Origin of the sequence: Paenibacillus sp. AK121, from assembly GCF_019042715.1 — a bacterium.
Classification (GTDB): domain Bacteria; phylum Bacillota; class Bacilli; order Paenibacillales; family Paenibacillaceae; genus Paenibacillus; species Paenibacillus polymyxa_C.
Window position 1 is genome coordinate 150,625 of record NZ_JAHPJM010000005.1, and the last position, 22,552, is coordinate 173,176.

The following is a 22,552-nucleotide window of genomic DNA, read 5'->3' on the forward strand; positions in this document are numbered from 1 at the left end:
CTAAAAGAGTGGGGAAACCCACTCTTTACTGTTTGATATACAGGTACAACGTGAAAAAAAGGTTATTTTTGGGCAGGCAACCGGTACGCCGGTTTATTTGCAGTGAGCCCAAAATGAACATTACATCAAATGAAAATGAAAATGCCGGTGATGGAGAAGCATTGCCCACGGCAAGAGGGTATCTCTTTTTCACCACAGGAAAGTTCACTTTTGGAGGTTATAATCTTTGAGCACACCAAAGATCAAATCAGTAGTAGAAGAAATGGCCCAACCTTACCTCGATGAGCATGGTTTTGAACTGGTCGATGTCGAGTATGTCAAAGAGGGTAGCAATTGGTTTCTTCGCGTTTTTGTAGATAAAGACGGAGGAATTGATCTGGACGACTGTAGTATGATCAGTGAATATTTGGGTCAAAAGCTGGATGAAAATGACCCTGTTTCTACAGCATATTTTCTGGAAGTGTCTTCACCAGGCGCCGAAAGACCGCTGAAAAAAGCGGAGGATGTCACTAAAGCGGTAGGCAAAAACGTATTCGTTACTACATACGAGCCGATTAACGGTCTGAAGGAATTCGAAGGCCGTTTGCTTTCTTTTGAAGATGGGGAACTTACCGTCCAAAGCGGACAAAAGAAGCATACCATACCTTATGACAAGGTAGCTGGTGCAAGGCTCGCGATCATATTTTAATTCAGATTTGATTGTTGCTGTTTGACATGTACTACATGTTTTTTTGCCTCGTGTGCCGACCAGTACGCAGGTGCCATCATTTGAAAGGGGGAGCAGTAATCCATGAGTATGGATTTTATTGAAGCAATGAACGAGTTGGAAAGAGAAAAGGGGATCAGTAAGGACGTGCTGTTTGAGGCCATTGAAGCAGCCCTGATTTCCAGCTACAAACGGAATTTCAATACCGCACAAAACGTGCGTGTTGATATGAACCGCAACTCGGGAGTCATTAAGGTATATGCCCGCAAGCTGATTGTTGAGGAGGTATTGGACCCTCGCACCGAGATTTCGTTGCCAGCAGCCCGTGAGATCAACCCACATTTTCAGTTGGAGGATATCGCTGAAATTGAAGTCACACCACGTGATTTTGGACGGATTGCTGCACAAACAGCGAAGCAGGTTGTGACTCAGCGCATTCGCGAAGCGGAACGGGGATTGATCTACAACAAGTTTGTGGACAAGGAAGAGGATATTGTAACAGGAACTGTACAGCGCCAAGACCCACGTAATATTTATATTGATCTTGGCAAGGTGGAAGCAGTTCTTCCGTTGAGCGAACTGATGCCTAATGAGAAATTTAACCATTTGGATCGGATTAAGGCTTATATTACCAAGGTGGAGAACACAACCAAAGGACCGCAAATTATGCTGTCCCGATCACATCCGGGTCTGCTTAAGCGTTTGTTCGAACTCGAAGTACCTGAAATTTTTGACGGTGTTGTAGAGATTCGTTCCGTAGCGCGTGAAGCAGGCTTCCGTTCTAAGATCGCAGTTCATTCTCGTAACGCCGAGGTTGATCCGGTAGGTTCTTGTGTGGGACCAAGAGGAACGCGGGTGCAGACCATTGTAAACGAGCTGCGTGGCGAAAAAATCGACATTGTACGCTATTCTGATAATGTTGATGAATACGTGGCTAATGCTTTGAGTCCGTCCAAGGTGCTTGAAGTACAGGTATTTGAAGAAGAGAAAATGGCTCGCGTTATAGTACCTGATTATCAACTTTCTCTAGCTATTGGTATCAAAGGGCAAAATGCTCGCCTTGCTGCTAAGCTTACTGGCTGGAAAATTGATATTAAGAGTGAAACACAGGCGGAGGAAGAGCTCGGCAGACCGAGAACATCCACCGATGAAATGCATCAGGATTCCGTTTCTGTAGATTAAGCGGAGTGTAGGGGGGTTAATGCATGAAACAGAGAAAGATACCTTTGCGCAAATGTGTCGCCTGTCATGAAATGATGCCAAAGAAACAGTTAATCCGTGTCGTCAAAACCCCTGAAGACGAAGTGATGATTGACTTGACTGGCAAAAAGTCGGGACGCGGCGCTTACTTGTGCGGCAAAGCCGCCTGCTTCAAGCTGGCTCAAAAGAGCAAGGCACTGGATCGAGCATTGAAGCACTCGGTCCATCCTGATATTTATGAGCAGCTAAGTCGTGATTTTGCTGCCGTCGAGGAAGAATTCCTGGCGGCACAAGGCAGCGTGCAGGATGAATAAGGCGCTGTCTGGATTGGGGCTTGCCATGAGAGCTGGCAAGCTGCTAACAGGTGATGAGATCGTTTATAAAGCGATCAGGTCTTCAGAAGCCAAGCTGGTCATTCTTGCGAAAGATGCTTCAATGAATACTCAAAAGAAATTCCGCGACAAATGCGGGACGTACAAAATCCCCTTATTGATAGGATTTGACCGGGAAAGCTTGGGAAGCAGCATCGGCAAACCTGAACGGGTCGTGCTGGCTGTGACGGATCAAGGATTCGCGAAATTGATCATGAAACATGCGGGGATAATGTCGGAGGTGGAGTATATTGAGTAAACAAGAAAGCAAAGACAAAGTGCGGGTATACGAATACGCCAAATCGTTGAACATGAGCAGCAAAGAAATTATCACCATTCTTAAACGGCTGGATATTCCCGTAAACAACCATATGAGCGTCATGGAACATGATGCCGTAGGTAAAGTGGAAAACTTTTTTAAGAATATTAAATCCAATGCTGCGGTCAAGCAAGGCGAAGCAGGCACGGCGCAAGTAAGCTCGAATCAGACCGGTTCAAGCCAGAATAGTAATCATTCAACGGAGCAAACCAAAAATCAACAGGAAAAGCAGGTAAGTATGAATAGGACAAACAACAACCAAAACAGTAACCGAAGTAGCGCTCCAAAAGCGCAAAGCAGTCAGCAGGGCGGTCAAAACCGCAGTCAACAAGGTTCTAGTAGACCAAGCGGCCAGCAAGGCACTCAGAACCGCAGTAATGGTCAACAGCAGGGAGGACAACAGCGTACCGGTAGCAATAACACAGGTTCGCGTCCTCAGGGAAGCAGCCAGGGTGGTGCGGCAGTAAGAACTTCTTCTTCCGCAGGAAGCAACAATTCCAACCGCAGTGGTGGCAACCGTACAGGTGGTAACTCCAACAACAGCGGTAACCGTTTCGGTCAAGGACGTTTTGACGATAACCGTCAAGGCGGAGGACGGGGTGGTAACGGTGGCCGTGGAGGAAACAACCGCGGTGGAAACAATCGTGGCGGCAAATTCAACAACCGTGGTAAAGGTCAACAACAGGAGCGTCGCGAGAAAATTGACAACACGCCTAAGAAAATTATTGTGCGTGGTGAGATGACTGTAGGTGAAACAGCCAAGCTTCTTCATAAGGATGCGTCAGAAGTCATCAAGAAGCTGATTATGCTCGGAACAATGGCGACCATCAACCAAGAACTGGATATGGATACCATTCTCTTGCTTGCTGGTGACTTTGGCGTCGAGGTAGAAGTGAAAATCCCAGTGGAAGAAGATCGTTTTGAAACTGTGGAAGAAAATGATGATCCAGCGGATTTGAGAACACGTCCACCGGTTGTAACCATTATGGGTCACGTCGATCATGGTAAAACAACTTTGCTGGATGCCATTCGCTCCACAAATGTAACAGGTGGCGAAGCTGGTGGTATTACACAGCACATTGGTGCATACCAAGTTGAAATTAACAGCAAAAAAATCACTTTCTTAGATACACCGGGTCACGAAGCCTTTACCGCTATGCGTGCACGTGGTGCTCAAGTAACAGATATGACGATTATTGTGGTTGCAGCTGATGACGGTGTTATGCCACAAACGGTTGAAGCCATTAGCCATGCAAAAGCAGCAGGTCTACCAATAATCGTTGCTGTAAACAAGATCGACAAACCGGATGCCAACCCGGACAAAGTAAAGCAGGAACTTACAGAATATGAATTGGTGCCCGAAGAGTGGGGCGGCGATACAATTTTCGTCAACGTTTCCGCTAAACAAAGAATGGGTCTGGAAGACTTGCTCGAAATGATCCTGCTCGTAGCTGAAGTGAATGAGTACAAAGCGAACCCTGATAAACGGGCACGTGGTACTATTATTGAGGCTGAGCTGGATAAAGGTCGCGGTTCTGTAGCCCGTATTCTCGTTCAAAACGGGACACTGAAAGTCGGCGACGCATTCGTAGCAGGTAACTGCTTCGGACGTGTACGTGCCATGGTCAACGATAAAGGCCGTCGTCTTAAGGAAGCAGGTCCTTCCACACCAGTTGAAATTACTGGTTTGACAGAAGTTCCACTTGCAGGCGATCCGTTCATGGTGTTTGAGGATGAGCGTAAAGCTCGTGCTATCGCTGATAAACGTGCGATTACACAACGTCAATCCGATCTGGGCAGTAATACCCGCGTAACGCTGGATGACCTGTTCCAACACATCAAGGATGGCGAGATGAAGGATCTGAATGTCATTATTAAGGGTGACGTACAAGGTTCTGTCGAAGCGCTGAAAGGCTCCTTGAACAAGATTGAAGTTGAAGGTGTACGCGTCAAAATCCTTCACAGTGGTGCAGGTGCAATCACCGAATCCGATATTATTTTGGCTGCGGCATCCAATGCCATTGTTATTGGCTTTAACGTTCGTCCTGATAATCAGGCGAAATCTACAGCAGAAGCTGAAAAAGTGGACATTCGTCTACATCGAGTCATTTACAATGTCATTGAAGAAATCGAGCAGGCTATGAAAGGCATGCTGGACCCTGAATATAAAGAAAATGTGATTGGTCACGCTGAAGTTCGTAACGTGTTTAAAGTTACTAAAGTCGGTACGATTGCTGGTTGTATGGTAACGTCTGGTAAAATTACTCGTTCAGCAGAAGCACGTCTGATCCGTGACGGTATCGTTATTTTTGAAGGTAAAATCGACTCACTGAAACGCTTTAAGGACGACGCAAAAGAAGTTGCCCAAGGTTACGAATGTGGTATCACCCTTGATGGTTATAATGATGTTAAGGAATCCGACATTATTGAAGCGTTCGTCATGGAAACAGTGGAGCGCTAACGGCAGAGAGGTGAGCACCCATGGCTAAAATACGTACAGGTCGAGTTGGCGAACAGATTAAGAAAGAACTAAGCCTACTCATACAGACCGAATTAAAAGACCCACGTATCGGTTTTATTACGGTGACTGGTGTCGATGTCACAAACGATTTGTCCCAAGCGAAAGTATACTTGAGCGTACTTGGAGATGAAGAACAAAAAACTTCTTCTCTAAAGGCGCTGGACAAAGCGAACGGTTATCTTCGTTCTGAACTTGGCAAACGGATACGGCTTCGCCATATTCCTGAGCTGATTTTCAAAATTGACGAATCTATTGCTTATGGCAGCCGAATTGAAAAGCTGTTGAGTGATATCGACAAGGATGAGAAATAGGTTTTTGTTAGTCTGAAGAACCATGAACTGAATGTAAAGGAGACGGCAATGCATACCTATGAACAGGCGCTTCAACAAGCGAAGGAATTTATTCTGGAGCATGATGATTACCTGATCGTATCGCATGTACAGCCGGACGGAGACGCAGTCAGCTCCACCGTAACGGTGGGCTGGCTTCTCTCATGTCTGGGGAAGAAATTTACCATGCTGAATGAGGGACCTATTCCTAAACGCATGGATTTTTTATGGCATGCCGATGAGATTATGGATATGAGTCAACAACCGCCAGAACGGAAATACAACCGAATCATTTGTGTAGATTGTGCGGATTACCGTCGTGTTGGTTTGACAGAGCAGTTTTTTACGGAAGATGCCATTATTCTGAATATTGATCATCATCCAACGAACGACGCTTATGGTGCGATTAATGTGATTAAGTCAGATGCTGCGGCAACAGCGGAAATTCTTTTTGATTTATTGGAAAAGTTTGCAGTAACTTGGGATGTAGAAGTAGCAACAGCTGTATATACAGGGTTGTTAACGGATACGGGAGGCTTCCGCTACTCCAACACTTCACCGAAAGTGATGTCTACGGTATCGCAACTACTTGCTTATGGTGTTGATGGCCCATTTTTGTCCGAGAAATTGCTTGAGGAAATGACATTTCCCCAAATGAAAGTGCTGACCAAAGCATTGCAAACGCTCACGATGTCGGAGGATGGTAAAGTTGCTTGGGTCGTTGTAACACCTGATGATATGACGGAATGCGGTGCTGTAAATGAGGACTTGGAAGGTATCGTGAATTATCCAAGAAATATTCGTGGGGTTGAAGTAGGCATTTTCTTTAAAGTTATTAATGATCAAGCGACCAAGGCAAGTTTGAGATCGGCAGGGAACGTTGATGTAGCTGCGCTCGCCCAATCGTTCGGGGGCGGTGGTCATGTACGTGCGGCTGGCTGTCGGCTAGAGGGTAAGCTAGAAGATATCATTGAGACCGTTGTAGGGCGGGTGAAGTCTGAGCTATGAACCCAATAAAGAAGGGACAGGCAACTTGGGAAGGTGTTCTACCTGTCTATAAACCTGCTGGATTTACTTCTCACGATGTCGTGGCCAAGGCTCGCCGTTTACTGGGGATGAAGCGAATCGGACATACTGGGACGCTAGATCCGCAGGTAACTGGTGTTCTGCCCTTGTGTCTGGGACGCGCCACCCGAGTGGTGGAGTACATGCAAGAGCGGCCCAAGGAATACCGGGCTACACTGCGATTAGGCATTGCCACTGATACCGAAGACCTGACTGGGACAATTACAGAAGAGAGCGAACGTCCGGTTGAGGTTACCGAAATGGAAGCCAAAGCGGTTCTGGAACGTTTCGTTGGTACGATCTCCCAAGTCCCACCCATGTACTCTGCTCTCAAAATAGATGGAAAACGTCTATACGAGCTGGCTCGAGAAGGCAAAACTGTGGAGCGTAAAAGCCGTGAAGTGAGCATTTATGAGCTGGAAATGACAGGATTTGCGAAGATGGGGTCGCATGTGGATATTTCTTTTCGTGCTTTGTGCTCCAAAGGTACTTATATCCGTACACTATGTGTTGATATTGGCCGTGAATTGGGATATCCTTCAACAATGGTTAAGCTGGAGCGAACCATGTCTGCGGGAATTTCTGCGGAACATTGTTTAACATTTGAAGAAATTGAGCGCTATGTAGCCGAGGGTAGCCTGGGTGAGCGGCTTATCGCCACCGATAAAGCGATTGACTATATGCCTGAGCATACAGTGGCTGAAGCTAAGGCAGCTGCGGCTCTGCAAGGCCAACGCCTGTCGCTGAGTATGATTACACCACCAGTGACAGACAACCAACCTTTCCGATTATATAAAGAGGATAAAACGTTTTTAGGCATATATGGACGGGATGAATCAGGTGCAATCGCCCCAATTAAAGTTTTTTTAAGTTTATAGAATTTATAAAATTACAGCGGTGCTGAACCATACTATAAACGCCAGAAATCTTCCCCAAGGCACGGCTTGGCTTCCGTGAAATTATGCTGATAGACGTTTTTCACCTTGAATTGTGCTATAATTTTTGACGAAGTTAGTCAAATGATGTGAAATGCAGGTGAATGAATATGATTACCGTATCGTTATCTTATCCTTTGAGTGATGAGTTATTGCAGCAATGGGGACGTCCACAAGTCACGGCGATCGGCCAGTTCGACGGCCTTCATCTGGGACATGCAAGCGTAATACGTAAGGCTGTCGCGCTCGCTCATGAACAGAATGTGCCAGTATCTGTCATGACATTTCACCCTCATCCGAAGGAAGTCATGAAAAAAGGCGATTATGAAGGTTATTTAACACCGCTTGCGGATAAGCAGACTATTCTGTCCGATATGGGTGTGGATGTACTTTATATTTTAAGTTTTAACGAAGAGTTTTCCAAGGTTAGCCCGGAGGCTTTTATAACAGACGTGCTGCTTCCATTACAAATTCGAACGGCGGTAGTAGGTTTTGATTTTAGGTTTGGCCACCGGGGAGCTGGGCATGAGGATACGCTTCGGAAGCTGGGAGGGCAGCTGATGTCTGTTTACACTGTACCACCGTTCGAACTGGATGGGGATAAGGTAAGCAGCTCCGGCATTCGCCGTGCTTTACAGACGGGGGATTTAGCACATGCGTCGCGCTGGTTGGGACGCCCTTATCGTATCCAGGGTACTGTGATGGATGGAGAGAAGCGCGGACGCACAATTGGTTTTCCGACAGCTAATCTCAAGCTGAATGATTCATATGTCATTCCAGTTAAGGGTGTGTACGCTGTACGGGCGCTCGTGGGTGATCATTGGATAAATGGTGTAATGAATGTAGGAGTTAAGCCTACGTTTCATGAAGGTGTGCTGAATCCGTCGTTTGAGGTACATCTTTTTGATTTTAATCAACAAATTTATGGGGAGCCTGTGCTCGTTGAGCTTCACCATTACATCCGTCCTGAACGCAAATTCTCTTCAGTGGATGAGCTGATCAGCCAAATTGGCAATGACGCACAAACGGCTAAAAAGCTGTTGGGCTAATTTATTTACATAAGACAGGCGCTGTGTTATACTGACTTATGTTGTGTAAACAACGATGAACCTTAGCTTGGTTGTCCGCTTTCACCGGCGGTTACGAGGCTAATGGCGATTATAATGAAGGAGGTGAACAGGATGGCATTGACTCAAGAGCGTAAACAGCAATTGATCGAGGAGTACAAAACTCATGAATCCGATACAGGATCACCTGAGGTACAAATCGCTATCCTTACTGAAAACATCGTCAACTTGCAAAGTCACTTTCGTTCGCACAAGAAAGACCATCACTCCCGCCGCGGGTTGTTGAAAATGGTCGGTCAGCGTCGTAAACTTTTGGCTTACCTGAAGAAGACTGATGTTAAACGTTACAGTGCGTTGATCGAGCGTCTCGGACTGCGTCGTTAATTTTCAGACATGTAATGAGAAAAGAAGCCTGGTTGTTCACCGCTTGTCCCTGCTAAGGCGACGGCGGACAGCAGCCGGGTTCTTTTTTGAAATGAGGAATCTTTTTTTGAATTACATATCCTATTTTGTCTGTGAGCTTCTTATGAATAAGACCTGCGCAGGAAATACTGGATGTGTATAGAACTTTTACAATGAAATGAAATGGAGGGATACCATGGAGCAACGCGTAGAAATGCAACTCGGCGGAAGAAAGCTGGTGCTTGAAACAGGACGTCTTGCAAAACAAGCCAATGCGGCAGTTAAGGTGAGTTACGGAGAAACAGTTGTGCTGTGTACTGTGACCGCTTCCCGTGAACCGAAAGATTTGGACTTTTTTCCGCTGACCGTGAACTATGAGGAAAGATTGTATGCTGTGGGGAAAATTCCTGGCGGATTTATTAAGCGTGAAGGACGCCCGAGTCAAAAGGCGATTTTATCCAGTCGTTTGACAGACCGTCCAATTCGCCCATTGTTCCCTGAAGGTTTCCGTAATGATGTGCAGGTGTTAAACCTAGTCATGAGTGTTGATCAGGATTGTGAACCTGAAATTGCAGCCATGATTGGAACCTCGGCAGCACTCAGTATTTCGGATGTTCCTTTTAACGGTCCAATTGGCGGGGTTGCTGTAGGTCGTGTAAACGGACAATTTGTAATTAATCCAGATATTGCACAGCAGAACGCGAGCGATCTGTATCTCGTTGTAGCTGGAACAAAAGATGCCATTATGATGGTAGAAGCAGAAGGCGATGAGATTCCAGAGGAAGTTATGCTCGAAGCTATTATGTTCGGACATGATGAAATTAAGAACATTGTGGCAGTTATTGAACAATTGGTGCAAGTAGCAGGTAAAGAGAAAATGCAGGTTAAGCTGCATGCTGTTGATGAAAAAGTGAACAGTGAAGTACGTGCTTATGCAGCTGATCGTTTGGTGGAAGCTGTTAAAATTGCAGAAAAACATGCCCGTCAAGAGGCGATTGATGCCGTTAATGAAGAGACCGTTGCCCATTTTGAAGCACAATACATAGAGACACCTGAGCTTTTGAGTGATGTGAGCGAAGTTCTCTATGATATCGTTAAGGAAGAAGTCCGTCGTCTGATTACGCATGATAAAGTGCGTCCTGATGGTCGTAAGCTTGACGAAATTCGTCCAATTGAAAGTGACACTAGCATTTTGCCGCGTACGCACGGTTCAGGCTTATTTACACGCGGGCAAACGCAGGCGCTTAGCGTTTGTACTCTTGGTGCTCTAGGGGATGTACAAATTCTAGACGGTATTGATCTGGAAGAAACCAAACGCTTCATGCATCATTACAATTTCCCTCCATTCAGCGTAGGTGAGGCTCGTCCTTTGCGCGCGCCAGGTCGTCGTGAAATCGGACATGGTGCTCTTGGTGAGCGTGCGCTTTCCAAAGTAATTCCTTCCGAAACTGAATTTCCGTACACGATCCGTCTGGTTTCCGAAGTACTGGAATCGAATGGATCGACCTCACAAGCTAGTATTTGTGCAAGCACACTGGCTATGATGGATGCAGGTGTACCAATTAAAGCTCCAGTTGCAGGTGTGGCCATGGGATTGATTAAGGATGGAGATCATGTTTCCGTACTGACAGATATCCAAGGTATGGAAGATCATCTGGGCGATATGGACTTCAAAGTTGCTGGTACAGCGGAAGGCGTAACTGCCATTCAAATGGATATTAAAATTGACGGTATTGACCGCAATATTTTACAGGATGCGCTCAAGCAAGCCAGAGAAGGACGTTTGTTCATTCTTGGCAAAATGATGGAAGCGATCCAGAAGCCACGTGAGCAATTGTCTCCGTACGCTCCAAAAATTATGACAATGCACATTAACCCGGACAAAATCCGTGATGTTATTGGAGCTGGTGGTAAAATCATCAACAAGATCATCGAAGAAACCGGCGTGAAAATCGATATTGAACAAGATGGTCGTGTGTTCATCGCTTCTACAAATCAAGAGATGAATGAGAAGGCGCGTTCCATTATTGAAGGTATCGTAAAAGAAGTCGTGGTCGGCGAGATTTACATCGGTACAGTCAAACGAATTGAAAAATTCGGCGCATTTGTTGAAATTTTACCGGGTAAAGATGGTCTGGTTCATATTTCTCAACTTTCTACTGAGCGTGTAGCCAAAGTTGAAGATGTCATTGCTATTGGTGATACGATTACGGTGAAAGTAACTGAAATCGATCAGCAAGGTCGCGTCAATTTGTCCCGTAAGGCAGTACTGACGGCTGAAGCTCCTGCTAAGTCCTAGGTTGTGAGACCGCAAACTACTGAAATAGGGAGTCTATACGTTTGTACAGAATAAGGGATTTGAATAGCATAAATTAAGCTTTTGGAAAGAGGCAGAGCTACGTTTCTGGCTCTTTTTTCATACATATGCACAAGCTGCACCCAAGTGGGCTTCTATAGCTTACTACGTCATAGATCTTGTCCTCCCCGCATACAATGTGGACAAACGAGCGGGAGGATGAAGGAATGATGAGTAGGGTGAAACGAGCGGTGTGGGTGGTAGCCACTTTAGCCGTCACACTGGTAATCGGGCAGTTTAGCGGGGTTCGTGACTACGCTAGTCAATTACGCAATGGAAACGCTACAGGAGCCGAAGAGCTTGAAGCTACACCCACGATGGCGGTGACAGCTTTGCCTGATAATGCGCTTATGCAGCGACTAAGGACAGAAGCAGCACGTCAGCGGAGAGAACCAGTTGATGCCAAGGTCGACAGGGTATGGAAGGCTATTCCAGGTTATAACGGACTGGAGGTCGATTTGGATGCTACCTATCGCAAAGCCATTGAAGCTCCAGATCGGCCTATTCAATATGTATATCGCCAATTGGCACCCAAAATACATTTAAATCAACTGGGGAATGTCCCAATTTACAGGGGCAATCCTGAAAAACCGATGGTATCCTTCATGATCAATGTAGCATGGGGGAATGAGTTTATCGTGCCTATACTGAATACATTGGATCAGGAGAGGGTTAAGGCTACATTTTTTCTTGATGGAAGTTGGCTGAAGAAAAATCCTGAACTTGCCAAGGAAATTCAAAGAAGAGGGCATGAGCTTTCGAATCATGCTTATTCTCATCCCAATATGAGTCGTTTGAGCCGAGCCAGAGCCGTACAAGAAATCGAAAAGACGGAAATGCTTCTTCAAGAAACTTTGGGTGTCAAAAATAATTGGTTTGCCCCTCCATCGGGGGATTTTAATCAACAAACAGTGGATATAGCCGCAGAGCATGGACTCAAAACTGTGTTGTGGACATTGGACACCGTAGATTGGAAACATCCGTCACCGGAATCGGTGGTTCATAAAATCAACAGCAAGGTTGAGTCAGGCTCCCTGATATTGATGCACCCAACAGATTCTTCGGCTGCTGCTCTCAAAGGTATGATTCATGCCATTCGTAGTAAAGGACTTGTGCTTGGAACTGTCAGTCAGACGCTTTCCCCTGATCGGCAGCTACCAGCTCCGGTTGAGTGAACGTCTTTTTTCTGTTAGGATTGAACATTATGGCAAAGTATGCAATTCAGTTTAGGAGGGCCAAGCGTGGAAAGAATTCAACTCAAAAACGGCCTAAGAGTGGTCATCGAAAAAATTCCAACCGTGCGTTCTGTTTCTTTCGGCATCTGGGTTAAAACCGGTTCCCGGAACGAAACACCGGACAATAGCGGTATTTCTCATTTTATTGAACACATGCTTTTCAAAGGAACAGAGCGTTTTAGTGCTAAAGAAATCGCTGAGCAATTCGATGCCATCGGAGGAAATGTTAATGCTTTCACTTCGAAGGAATATACGTGCTATTATGCGAAAGTGCTAGATGAGCATCTACCGATCGCAGTCGATGTACTGTCTGATATGTTCTTTAATTCCAAATTGGATCAGGAAGAGCTCGCAAAAGAGAAAAATGTGATTTTGGAGGAAATCTCCATGTACGAGGACACACCGGATGATATGGTGCACGATCTTGTATCTCGGGCAGCCTATGGCGAACACCCACTGGCTTATCCGATTCTCGGAACCGAAGATCACCTGCTAGCTATGGATAGCTCACATCTCAGCCATTATATGAAGGAGCACTATACAATCGACAATACAGTTATCAGTGTAGCTGGTAATGTTGACGATCGTCTTGTAGAATTGCTGGAGCAACATTTTGGGCATTTCGATAATCACGGAACCGTTTCGCCACTGACAGTACCTGCGTTTAACGGTCAGCTCTTGTACCATGAGAAAGCAACGGAGCAGAATCATATTTGTCTATCTCTGCCTGGATTTGCAATAGGCGACGATCTCCAGTATGCTATGGTTTTGCTGAATAACGCGATCGGCGGGGGCATGAGCTCACGTTTATTTCAGGAAATTCGTGAAAAACGCGGACTGGCTTATTCGGTCTATTCCTATCATAGCTCCCATGCCGATAGTGGAATGTTCACAATCTATGCAGGTACCGCTCCTAAGCAAACAAAGGATGTGCTCGATTTGACGCTGGAGCTGTTACGAGATGTGGCTATCAATGGTTTGGACGCTAATGAGCTTCGTAAAGGCAAGGAGCAGCTAAAAGGAAGTCTGATCTTAAGCCTTGAGAGTACGGGTAGCCGGATGAACCGTCTTGGAAAAAATGAGTTAATGTTGGGTCAGCATTATACGCTGGATCAAATGATCGAACACATCGAACAAGTGACGGCTGATGATGTGAACAAAGTGCTGGATCTGATGTTTTCGGAGCCGTTTGCTCTGTCAATGGTCGGAGCGAGCGATTCAGCGGTTAAGGATATGAGGAGGGACTATTTTGTTAACTTACGTTGAAATTAACAGACTCGGGGGCAATGAAGATATTGAGCTCCCCCGCAAAATGTCAGAGCTTGCATCGGGATTTGACTTGTATGCAGCAGTACAGGAGGATTTGGTTCTGGAACCTGGCAAACGTTGTCTCATTCCAACTGGATTTGCAATAGCTATGCCAGCAGGATTAGAGGCACAAATCCGTCCGCGTAGTGGACTGGCTCTCAAGCATGGTATTACTTGTCTTAACACGCCTGGAACGATTGATGCAGATTATCGTGGAGAGATTAAGGTGCTTCTTATCAATTTAGGCGAGGAACCGTTCACCATTACGCGCAATGAGCGAATTGCACAAATGGTATTTCAGGTTGTGCCTGAGGTGGAGTTAAAACAAGTAGACCATTTGTCTGAAACTGTGCGCGGTGCTGGAGGCTTTGGTCATACAGGACGCTGAGTCTACGGTTCACTTGCATGCAGTGTAATACAATTGTCCAATTTGTAGGAAGCTTCAATATTACTCGCTTAAGAGTAAGCATACACATAAAAGTCGTTCCGTAGAGGGGCGGCTTTTTTTGTGTTTTTTCACCCCTTCCCGGGCATCTGCATAGAATAAAAGCATATCGTGTCTCGGAAAGGAGTGATCCGGATGCTAACAGGAATGCGCATCGTTGTTTTGGGTGGCGATGCGAGGCAGCTTGAGGTAATCCGCAAATGTGTCGACATGGATGCTACTGTCACTGTGGTCGGCTTTGACAAGCTCGAAGTACCACTCAAAGGAGTCACATTAGAGCCATTGTCTGTCAAGCTGCTGGAATCGTCAGACGCACTGATTCTGCCAGTGGTGGGATGCGATGAGGAAGGCAACGTGAATGCACTTTTCGGAGCACAAAAGCTCCAGTTTCTGAATGAGCATGCTGCTGCTCTTCCACCGCATTGCGTTGTATATACAGGGATGGCGCGAGCGTACTTAAAAGAAATTTGTACCAGGCATGAATTGAAGCTGGTTGAGCTGCTGGAGAGAGATGATGTGGCCATATACAATTCTATACCTACGGCTGAAGGCGCACTGATGATGGCAATTCAGCATACTGATTTTACGATCCATGGTGCAGATTGTATGGTTCTAGGCATGGGACGGACTGGATTTACCATGGCAAGGGCACTACAGGGGTTGGGAGCCAAAGTGAAAGTTGGAGTACGGCGGGCGGAGGATGCAGCGAGAGCCGTGGAGATGGGTTGGAAGCCTTTTATGACAAGGGATTTAGCGAATGAGACAAAGGGAGTTGACTTGATTTTTAATACGATACCCTCTATGATTATCACAGCGCAAATTCTGTCTAAATTGCCACTGAGTACCGTGATTATAGATCTTGCTTCCGCCCCGGGCGGTTGTGATTTCCGGTATGCGGAAAAGCGTGGAATTACGGCTATGCTTGCCCCCGGTCTTCCCGGTATTGTTGCTCCCAAAACTGCTGGTACCATTATAGCGAATACGCTGGTGCAGTTGTTAATGGAAGATAATCCTGATCGGGGGGATGCACAATGAGTTGGCAAGGGAAAACGGTAGGTTATGCTATTACAGGCTCACATTGCACATTTGAAGAGGTAATGCCTGTTATACAGCGCTTTGTTGATGAGGGTGCGAAGGTCGTTCCCATTATATCCAATACCGTACTAACAACGGATACTCGCTTCGGTACTTCGCAAAGTTGGCAAAAACAGTTGAAAGATATAACAGGGAATGATATCATTTCTACAATTGTGGAGGCTGAGCCACTGGGACCCTCCCAAATGCTCGATGTGCTGGTGATTGCACCTTTGACGGGGAATTCGATGAGCAAGTTAGCGAATGCGATGACGGACAGTCCGGTTTTGATGGCTGCCAAGGCGCAATTACGCAACGGCCGTCCACTTCTTTTAGCCATATCTACTAATGATGGACTTGGTCTAAATGCTGCCAATATCGCCAAGTTACTAGTAGCCAAGAACATCTTTTTTGTGCCGTTCGGACAGGATAATCCAGTTAAAAAGCCGAACTCGCTTGTAGCCAATATGGAATTGATTCCGGAGGCTGCCTATGAAGCATTGCAGGGCAGGCAGATTCAGCCGATGATTGTGGAACGCAAGACCCCATGAAGTACTATAATTAACTGCTGAGCATCCCTCGCCTAGAAGATGATTCGATAATCCATCGGGTCTAATTTCTTGTTGGCGGTGGATGCTTTCAGAATAAAAAATGGTTTTTAGTCGAGAAGGGGAGATACACCAGATGAGCAATAGAAAGTTTAATGTAGCTGTCGTTGGAGCGACAGGCGCTGTAGGGGAACAGATCGTAAATCTACTGGAAAAACGCGATTTTCCTGTGGACAAAATCAAATTTCTTTCTTCGCCTCGTTCTGCCGGCACGTTAATTAGCTTTAAAGGTCAGCAGATTCCAGTAGAGATTGCTACCCCCGACAGCTTTGAAGGAATCGACATTGCTTTGTTTAGTGCAGGCGGAGACGTGAGTAAGGAACTGGCGCCGCATGCTGTTCGTCATGGGGCAGTTTGCATTGACAACACCAACGCATTCCGAATGGAACCGACAGCTCCTCTTGTAGTACCTGAGGTGAACAGCGACAAAATTGCCGAGCATCAGGGAATTATCGCGAACCCGAACTGCTCCACCATTCAGATGGTAGCTGCTTTGAAACCATTATATGATCAGTATGGCATTTCTCGTATCATAGTATCCACGTACCAGGCCGTTTCCGGCGCTGGAAGCCGTGCTATTGATGAATTGAATCGTCAAAGCGCAGCCATTCTTAACGGTGATGAAGTTCAGCCAGATTTGCTGCCGGTAGGTTCGTTGCCAGTAAAGCATCAGATTGCTTTCAATGCTATTCCGCAAATTGATAAATTCCAGGATAATGGTTATACACTGGAAGAAATGAAAATGGTACGCGAAACGAAAAAAATACTAGGTGACGATTCTGTAGACGTAACGGCAACGTGCGTTCGTATTCCTGTTGTATATGGTCACTCGGAATCTGTCTATGTAGAGCTTAAAAATGATTATGATCTAGAAGAAGTTCGTAATCTGCTGGCTTCCGCACCTGGAGTAACGCTGGTAGACGATCCTACTGCCCAGCTTTATCCGTTGGCATCCGAAGCTGCAGGAAAACCTGACGTATTCGTAGGGCGTGTACGTCGTGATTTGGGCAATAGCCGTGGATTGAATTTGTGGGTCGTATCCGACAATCTGCTCAAGGGAGCGGCATGGAACGCGGTGCAAATCGCGGAAATTATTGCTGCAAAGGCGGAGTAACGTTCCTAAAGCAGGGAGTAATATGGGGGAAAAATAATGGGTATTTTGGTGCAAAAATTTGGGGGAACCTCGCTGTCCACACCTGAAGCGCGTCAACTTGTGCTGGCACATGTGAAGCGGGAGCTGGAACAAAATCTTCAATTGGTTGTTGTTGTGTCGGCCATGGGGAGAAAAGGAGAGCCCTATGCAACGGACACGCTGCTGGATTGGGCGGCTTCTAACGGTGACAGTCTTCCTAAGCGCGAGCGGGATTTACTGCTGTGCTGTGGTGAAATCATTTCTGCCGCTACGTTATGCAGCCTGATGGAGAAGGAAGGTATTCCTGCTACGGTGCTGACTGGAGCACAGGCAGGCTTTATTACGGATGATCAATATGGCAATGCTCGCATTTTGGATATCAAGCCAGACCGGATTGTGGAAGAGCTGAACCAAGGCAGAGTTGTCATTGTGACAGGTTTTCAGGGACAAACTGCTGATGGTGATATGACTACCCTTGGTCGGGGAGGCAGCGATACGTCAGCTACGGCGCTGGGGGCTGCTCTACATGCAGATATGGTGGATATTTATACAGATGTGAATGGTATATTAACCGCTGATCCGCGTATTGTGGAAAATGCGAAGCCGCTTGCACATGTTAGCTATACAGAAATTTGTAATATGGCTCATCAGGGAGCCAAGGTGATCCATCCTCGTGCTGTTGAAATCGCCATGCAGGCGAATATTCCGGTACGGGTTCGCTCAACCTTCTCCGAAGGAGAGGGGACGTTGGTTACCCACCCAGAAGGCTTTAAAGACGTGCAGGCAGATATCGTAGACCGTTTCGTGACCGGTATTGCGTATGTCGGCAATGTTACTCAAATTACTGTTGAATTAAAGTCAGGTTTGGAGCACTTGCAATTACAAGTGTTCAAATCTATGGCTGAACATGGAATCAGCGTTGATTTTATTAACGTAACTCCATCAGGGGCGGTTTATACCGTATTTGATAATGATGGAAGCAAAGCGGTTGAAGTACTTAACGGTTTAGGACTAGAGCCTAAGATACTGGCCGGATGTGCTAAAGTTTCGGTCATAGGCGGTGGTATCAACGGGGTACCAGGTATTATGGCGACAATTGTGGAGGCATTGACAGAATCAGACGTACAGATCCTTCAATCGGCAGATTCCAACACCACGATCTGGGTACTTGTTAAAAAGGAAGATATGGTGCAGGCTGTACGCGCATTGCATAATAAATTTGAACTCCATCAATAGGCGCATTGTCCGTGCTCGGACTTGCAAAAAAAGGAGGCAGCATGGTGAACTTCGGCAGATTGATTACCGCAATGGTGACACCTTTTGATCAGCAAGGAGAGATTGACTGGACTGCATTGTCCTCGTTGATTGATTACTTAATAGAAGAACAGCATTCAGAGTCACTTGTTGTATCTGGAACAACAGGGGAGTCTCCTACCCTGAGCGATGATGAAAAAATTAAGTTGTTTGCATTTGTTGTAGAAAAAGCAGCTGGGCGATGTAAAATTATTGCCGGGACGGGAAGCAATAATACACGTCATTCCATCCATCTCACCCGTGCTGCGGAGCAGGCGGGAGCAGACGGTGTGCTGCTGGTAGTGCCATATTATAATAAACCGAATCAGGAAGGGATGTATCAGCATTTCAAAAGTATTGCAAACTCCACATCCCTTCCAGCTATACTGTATAATGTTCCAAGCCGTACCGGAGCCAGCCTGACAGCTGAAACGACACTGCGACTTGCACAAATTCCGAACATTGTAGGAACCAAAGAATGTGCATCACTTGCACAGGTCACACAGATTGCAGCGGCAGCACCAGAAGGCTTTCTGGTTTATTCCGGGGATGATGCATCTGGACTGCCAGCCATGGCTGTAGGTGCTTATGGCATTATCAGCGTAGCGAGCCACGTGGTAGGTGCAGAAATGAAGCGGATGTTGGATTCATTTGTAGGGGGACGCGCGCAGGAGGCAGCCAAACTGCATCAGCAGTTGTTCCCGATTTTTAAGGGCATGTTCGGCTGTCCTCATCCTCTACCTAATCCGGTGGCTGTAAAGTATGCATTAGAATTACGAGGGATTAAGGTAGGTTCAGTTCGGTTGCCGCTTATTCCTCCTACCGAAGATGAAGCGAAGTTTATTAAGAATTTATTTACCCGCTAAAAAGAAATTAGCTGTAAGATGTTTATAAATATAAGGAGTACCCTTGTTAAGGGCAGTCGGTAGGTGCAACACCGACTCGGTTATTGTCTGACAAGGTCCTCTGGCATGAAGGGCGTTCTTATAGAACGTCCTTTTTGCTATGCTGTTAATCAGGTATGTAGATAAAATGACACTTACTTATGGTTTGGGAAGGCAATGGGAAACCTAGCGTAACGAACAGGATGACTTGTTTTTTCGTATTTTAATCATGTATAATGGGGTCAAGTGACTGGGTGCGGTATTTTTTTGAAAATTAAATAACAAATCAAGGTACGACGTCCAACTACCATAGGAGGTTTAGATTCATTTGTCTAAAAAAACAAACAACGATAAATTGATGATTTTCGCTTTGGGCGGCGTCGGTGAAATCGGGAAAAATATGTATGTCGTTCAATACGGCAATGACATTGTCGTGGTGGATTCCGGTCTGAAATTTCCGGAAGAGGACATGCTTGGCATCGATATCGTTATTCCTGATATTTCCTACCTTACAGAGAACCGCGACAAAGTAAGAGGCATTGTGCTGACTCATGGTCACGAGGACCATATTGGCGGTTTGCCTTACGTGCTGAAACATTTGAATGTACCTGTATATGGTACCAAATTGACGCTGGGACTGGTGGAAAACAAGCTGAAGGAAGCGAATCTGCTTGGTGAAACCAAACGTATTTTGATCAATGCTGATTCCGAAATCAAACTGGGCTCCACATTGAAAGTAACATTCTTCAAAACCAACCATAGTATTCCTGATTCAGTAGGTGTTTGCATTGATACTCCTGAAGGCGCTGTTGTTCATACAGGAGACTTCAAATTTGATCATACTCCGGTGAACGGACAATATGCAGATTTGCAGCGTATGGCTGAGATTGGCACACGTGGCGTATTGGCTCTATTGTCAGACAGTACCAATGCCGAAAAACCGGGCTTTACACCTTCGGAAAAGAGCGTTGGCATTGTGTTGGAAGATATTTTCCGCAAGTCGAGACAGCGTGTGGTCGTAGCCACTTTTGCTTCGAACGTACATCGCATTCAGCAGGTCATTAATGCTGCTGAGGCAACCGGACGCAAAGTAACGGTGATTGGTCGCAGCATGGTTAATGTCGTAGGTATTGCTTCTGATTTGGGCTACTTGGAAATTCCAGATGGAATGCTGATTGAGCCTGAAGAAGTGGGCAAAATGTCAGCGGATCGCGTAGTTATTCTCTGCACAGGTAGTCAAGGTGAACCGATGTCCGCTTTGACAAGAATGGCTCGTTCTACGCATCGTAAGGTAGATATTCTTCCAGGGGACTCAGTGATCATCGCAGCTACTCCGGTACCAGGTAATGAAAAATATGTTGGACGCACTATTGATGAGCTGTTCCGTCTGGGTGCCAATGTATACTACAGCGCAGCTAATCCTGGTATACACGTTTCTGGACACGGCAGCCAGGAAGAACTCAAGCTGATGCTGAATCTGATGAAACCAAAATTCTTCTTGCCAATTCACGGTGAGTTCAGAATGCAACGTCGTCACGCTCTTCTGGCTGAAGGAGTGGGTATCGAGCCTGAAAATATCTTTATCACGGATATCGGTGAAGTCATTGAAATTCAGAATGGCGGAGCACGCAGAGCTGGTAAAGTTACAGCAGGTAACGTACTGATCGATGGACTAGGTGTAGGAGATGTAGGAAATATCGTGTTGCGCGACCGCAAATTGTTGTCACAGGACGGTATTTTGGTAGTGGTTGTCACACTGAGCAAGCAAGATGGCACGATTAAGTCAGGCCCAGATATCATTTCCCGTGGTTTCGTGTATGTTCGTGAATCAGAAGGTTTGCTAGATGAAGCAAATCGTATTGTTTCAAGTACACTGCATAAGCTCATGAGTGAAAATGTAAATGAATGGGCTTCCCTGAAGACAAATGTCAAGGATGCACTGGGTCGCTTCTTGTATGAGCAAACTCGTCGCAGACCGATGATTCTGCCAATTATAATGGAAGTGTGATTCGATTGAAATATGTTCAAAAACTTGAATTAAAAACTTAAGTCACAGGCACACAGTCGCCTCTCTTCCCGCAGGAAATATTGGACGGTTTCCGCGGAAAGAGAGGCTTTTTTTGATTTTAGGGTCGAGGAAAGGCATGGAGGTGGGTATAAAATATTCCATTTCCATCCCATACTATAGGGTGAAGACGGGGCACATAGATGCGTATAGCGAAAGGAAGATCACCCATATGGAACATTACAGCAATTTATCTTCTGGCAACGAGGAAACGGAAGCGCCAGAACAACCAGAGGTTGGACAAAGACCCGTTTTACCTGCTATGGAGGCTTTACAGCAGCTGGGTCAAACCTCCATGCCCGGAAGCGAGTCCAATATTTTTTGTATGACGATTATCGGTCAGATTGAAGGACACCTCATCTTACCGCCTCAAAACAAAACAACAAAATATGAGCATATTATTCCGCAGTTGGTAGCGGCAGAGCAAAACCCACGTATCGAAGGATTAATGATTTTGCTGAATACAGTTGGTGGTGATGTAGAGGCAGGACTGGCTATTGCAGAAATGATCGCATCGATGAGTAAACCAACAGTGACCATTGTTATAGGAGGTGGACATAGCATCGGTGTGCCGATTGCTGTATCTTCTACGTATTCTTATATTGCCGAGAGTGCGACGATGACCATTCATCCAATTCGTATGAGCGGCCTGGTCATCGGAGTCCCACAGACTTTTGAATATATGGAAAAAATGCAGGAGCGTGTCGTCCGCTTCGTCGTTTCTCATTCTCGCATTACAGAAGAGCGGTTTAAGGAACTGATGTTCAAAACTGGTGAATTAAACCGCGACATTGGTACAGCGGTCGGAGGAATTGATGCAGTAAAATACGGTTTGATGGATGCGGTTGGTGGTATAGGAGAGGCGCTGAAACAGTTGAATACCATCATTGAGACGCGCCGTCAGCAGAACGGCATGACAGGGACTCCACAGCAGACTCCATATGCCCCTTTTTCACCCAATGCTACAGGCATCCCTACAGGAACCCCTTCAAGTGAGCACAGTAAGGAGCTACCCCAATGACATTATATACTGTAATGCCAATGGAATTGGTGTGGGAAGGGATGTGGAAGGAAGGAGAGGAGCTTGTAGAGGTCCGGGTAGACGGTCTGCTTATGCAGGTACAGCCGCTTGAAAGTCGTCGGGGGATCATAGTAAGGCTGTTGGATTGTCCGTTGGAAGCCTACCTCAATCCTCGTTATGGACCAGGTCAGGTCATCGAGTGGTCATAGAAGCTGT

The 22,552-nt window shown here is 46.1% G+C and carries 22 protein-coding genes; all 22 read left to right on the forward strand.

What is annotated here, in order from left to right:
• Positions 1-226 precede the first annotated feature (226 nt).
• The 22 genes from rimP (at position 227) to KSP24_RS11435 (ending at position 22,545) form a co-directional block, all read left to right on the forward strand.
• Complete coding sequence (gene rimP / locus KSP24_RS11330) at positions 227-688, forward strand: ribosome maturation factor RimP (RefSeq protein ID WP_013370719.1); 462 nt, start codon at positions 227-229, stop codon at positions 686-688.
• Positions 689-790: 102 nt separating this feature from the next.
• Positions 791-1,888 carry a transcription termination factor NusA gene (gene nusA, locus KSP24_RS11335; RefSeq protein ID WP_016820980.1) on the forward strand — a complete coding sequence of 366 codons (1,098 nt, stop codon included), beginning with the start codon at positions 791-793 and terminating at the stop codon, positions 1,886-1,888.
• 23 nt (positions 1,889-1,911) lie between these two features.
• Entirely contained in the window at positions 1,912-2,220 is a 309-nt protein-coding gene (gene rnpM, locus KSP24_RS11340) for an RNase P modulator RnpM (protein ID WP_216975153.1), read from the forward strand.
• Positions 2,213-2,536, forward strand: a complete 324-nt coding sequence (locus KSP24_RS11345; protein ID WP_007430068.1) for a L7Ae/L30e/S12e/Gadd45 family ribosomal protein — start codon at positions 2,213-2,215, stop codon at positions 2,534-2,536. The genes rnpM and KSP24_RS11345 overlap by 8 nt, the downstream gene beginning before the upstream one ends.
• Positions 2,529-5,057: a translation initiation factor IF-2 gene (gene infB, locus KSP24_RS11350; protein ID WP_016820981.1), complete on the forward strand. Its 2,529-nt coding sequence runs from the start codon at positions 2,529-2,531 to the stop codon at positions 5,055-5,057. Before KSP24_RS11345 ends, infB begins: the two co-directional genes overlap by 8 nt.
• Positions 5,058-5,077: 20 nt before the next feature.
• Complete coding sequence (rbfA, locus tag KSP24_RS11355; protein ID WP_013370723.1) at positions 5,078-5,428, forward strand: 30S ribosome-binding factor RbfA; 351 nt, start codon at positions 5,078-5,080, stop codon at positions 5,426-5,428.
• Positions 5,429-5,476: 48 nt separating this feature from the next.
• The gene (locus tag KSP24_RS11360; RefSeq protein WP_016820982.1) at positions 5,477-6,454 is read left to right on the forward strand and encodes a DHH family phosphoesterase; all 978 of its coding nucleotides are present in this window, start codon (positions 5,477-5,479) and stop codon (positions 6,452-6,454) included.
• Positions 6,451-7,389, forward strand: a complete 939-nt coding sequence (gene truB, locus KSP24_RS11365; RefSeq protein WP_216975154.1) for a tRNA pseudouridine(55) synthase TruB — start codon at positions 6,451-6,453, stop codon at positions 7,387-7,389. The genes KSP24_RS11360 and truB overlap by 4 nt, the downstream gene beginning before the upstream one ends.
• Before the next feature lie 167 nt (positions 7,390-7,556).
• Positions 7,557-8,495: a bifunctional riboflavin kinase/FAD synthetase gene (locus KSP24_RS11370; RefSeq protein ID WP_216975155.1), complete on the forward strand. Its 939-nt coding sequence runs from the start codon at positions 7,557-7,559 to the stop codon at positions 8,493-8,495.
• 132 nt (positions 8,496-8,627) lie between these two features.
• Positions 8,628-8,897, forward strand: a complete 270-nt coding sequence (rpsO, locus tag KSP24_RS11375; protein WP_007430074.1) for a 30S ribosomal protein S15 — start codon at positions 8,628-8,630, stop codon at positions 8,895-8,897.
• Between the two features lie 214 nt (positions 8,898-9,111).
• A complete protein-coding gene (gene pnp / locus KSP24_RS11380; protein WP_016820985.1) occupies positions 9,112-11,214 on the forward strand; it encodes a polyribonucleotide nucleotidyltransferase in 2,103 nt (700 codons plus the stop codon).
• A gap of 224 nt (positions 11,215-11,438) precedes the next feature.
• A complete protein-coding gene (locus KSP24_RS11385; RefSeq protein WP_216975156.1) occupies positions 11,439-12,446 on the forward strand; it encodes a polysaccharide deacetylase family protein in 1,008 nt (335 codons plus the stop codon).
• Positions 12,447-12,512: 66 nt separating this feature from the next.
• On the forward strand, positions 12,513-13,772 hold the full coding sequence (locus tag KSP24_RS11390) for a M16 family metallopeptidase (RefSeq protein WP_216975157.1): 1,260 nt from the start codon (positions 12,513-12,515) through the stop codon (positions 13,770-13,772).
• Positions 13,756-14,202, forward strand: a complete 447-nt coding sequence (gene dut, locus KSP24_RS11395) for a dUTP diphosphatase (RefSeq protein WP_016820988.1) — start codon at positions 13,756-13,758, stop codon at positions 14,200-14,202. Before KSP24_RS11390 ends, dut begins: the two co-directional genes overlap by 17 nt.
• 192 nt (positions 14,203-14,394) lie before the next feature.
• A complete protein-coding gene (dpsA, locus tag KSP24_RS11400; protein ID WP_016820989.1) occupies positions 14,395-15,294 on the forward strand; it encodes a dipicolinate synthase subunit DpsA in 900 nt (299 codons plus the stop codon).
• Positions 15,291-15,884, forward strand: a complete 594-nt coding sequence (locus KSP24_RS11405) for a dipicolinate synthase subunit B (RefSeq protein WP_016820990.1) — start codon at positions 15,291-15,293, stop codon at positions 15,882-15,884. The genes dpsA and KSP24_RS11405 overlap by 4 nt, the downstream gene beginning before the upstream one ends.
• A 133-nt stretch (positions 15,885-16,017) precedes the next feature.
• Positions 16,018-17,055 (forward strand): aspartate-semialdehyde dehydrogenase, encoded by a 1,038-nt coding sequence (locus KSP24_RS11410; RefSeq protein WP_016820991.1) that lies wholly within the window; start codon positions 16,018-16,020, stop codon positions 17,053-17,055.
• 36 nt (positions 17,056-17,091) lie between these two features.
• Positions 17,092-18,309, forward strand: coding sequence for an aspartate kinase (dapG, locus tag KSP24_RS11415; RefSeq protein ID WP_216975158.1), 1,218 nt, complete (start codon positions 17,092-17,094; stop codon positions 18,307-18,309).
• A gap of 41 nt (positions 18,310-18,350) precedes the next feature.
• Positions 18,351-19,232 carry a 4-hydroxy-tetrahydrodipicolinate synthase gene (dapA, locus tag KSP24_RS11420; protein WP_031463334.1) on the forward strand — a complete coding sequence of 294 codons (882 nt, stop codon included), beginning with the start codon at positions 18,351-18,353 and terminating at the stop codon, positions 19,230-19,232.
• Positions 19,233-19,578: 346 nt separating this feature from the next.
• On the forward strand, positions 19,579-21,258 hold the full coding sequence (locus KSP24_RS11425) for a ribonuclease J (RefSeq protein ID WP_013370737.1): 1,680 nt from the start codon (positions 19,579-19,581) through the stop codon (positions 21,256-21,258).
• 229 nt (positions 21,259-21,487) lie between these two features.
• Positions 21,488-22,336, forward strand: a complete 849-nt coding sequence (locus KSP24_RS11430; protein ID WP_216975159.1) for a ClpP family protease — start codon at positions 21,488-21,490, stop codon at positions 22,334-22,336.
• Entirely contained in the window at positions 22,333-22,545 is a 213-nt protein-coding gene (locus tag KSP24_RS11435; RefSeq protein ID WP_013370739.1) for a YlzJ-like family protein, read from the forward strand. The genes KSP24_RS11430 and KSP24_RS11435 overlap by 4 nt, the downstream gene beginning before the upstream one ends.
• Positions 22,546-22,552 lie beyond the last annotated feature (7 nt).